Genomic DNA, 1,084 nt, shown 5'->3' with positions numbered 1-1,084 from the left:
TAATGCGAATCAGTAGTTGAACTCTGATTCCTTGTTTTAGAAAATTAGATAAATGAATGCGATGGCAATTTTGCCCATCGTATGTACTAAAAGTCCAGATGTAGATCTGACTTTCATCGCTCTTTGAATATTTGTTTTTTCATTCAGCCAGTTGAAAAAAGATTCTATCGGTTGTCTGACCTTTGATACTGCAGTTGAAAACAGGTCTCTGCCCGCTTTCTCTCTTTGAGTAATAATAGGCTCCTCTCCCTTTATTGCTTTAACGGGAGTCATCATGGTTACCCCTTGTTCCTGCTGTTTGTTTCCCCAGAACGAGAAGTCTGAGTATATCTTATCCGCAAATATATATCTGTTTATAAGACTATCAGCGGCTTCTCTTTTAAGAACAGTCAGATCATTCTCCTCTGCCGATGATAAGATGATCATTTCGGGGAATGGAATGGTTCCTTCCCTGCGGAAAGCTAAGGTGTGAAGTTTGAGCCCGAAATAATACATGTTCTTTGTAGAGCAGTATCCTTTAGTGGCAATTTCAGTAGCCACTTTTCCGGTTTTGTTCTTTCCTGCACAAGTAATGATGGGCATGGAGTCAATAAGTGATATCATAGAATCGCAATCTGTTGGTTTAAAGAAAGTAATGAGATGCTTCACCAGTTCATTAATCGCCTCACTCATCAGGTTCAGCCGATAGTTGAATGTTTGATAAGAGGGAAGGTTAGGGAACCAGGAAAGCAAATATTCTTTGGTGAATGTATGTATCTCTTTGATGCTAAAATAGCGCTGATACGCTCCGCAGAACAGATATACGGTAAGCAGCTCCTGATCAGTGAAGATCGGTGTAGCGTTATTACTGAACCTCTGACAGTAGAACTTCAGTGAAGACTGATAAACATCGCAGATATACATATATATTTTTATAAGTTTTAGCTCTTTCTCCTTGGGAATCATAATTAGAATAATGAGTGGTTTTATTCTTCTAATATACTGATTTTCAAGGAGATTAAGAAATAAATAAATGAGATAATTAATTGAATAATAACAATTTAACTAACTGAATCAGCTAGTGATTTCAACTACTGATTCGCAT

At 37.3% G+C, this 1,084-nt stretch carries 1 protein-coding gene; it reads right to left on the bottom strand.

Translation table 11 applies throughout. From position 1 onward, the window contains the following. Positions 1-36: 36 nt before the first annotated feature. A complete protein-coding gene (locus tag DW862_RS25635; protein ID WP_004310695.1) occupies positions 37-903 on the bottom strand; it encodes a transposase in 867 nt (288 codons plus the stop codon). Positions 904-1,084: the final 181 nt, after the last annotated feature.

The organism is Bacteroides sp. AM37-9 (assembly GCF_003603455.1).
GTDB lineage: Bacteria > Bacteroidota > Bacteroidia > Bacteroidales > Bacteroidaceae > Bacteroides > Bacteroides xylanisolvens.
This window is presented reverse-complemented; position numbering and strand designations above follow the sequence as displayed.

Bases quoted from the DNA above. Each gene is read 5' to 3' on its own strand.
- DW862_RS25635 (WP_004310695.1), bottom strand. From the start codon at position 903: ATGTATATCTGCGATGTTTATCAGTCTTCACTGAAGTTCTACTGTCAG.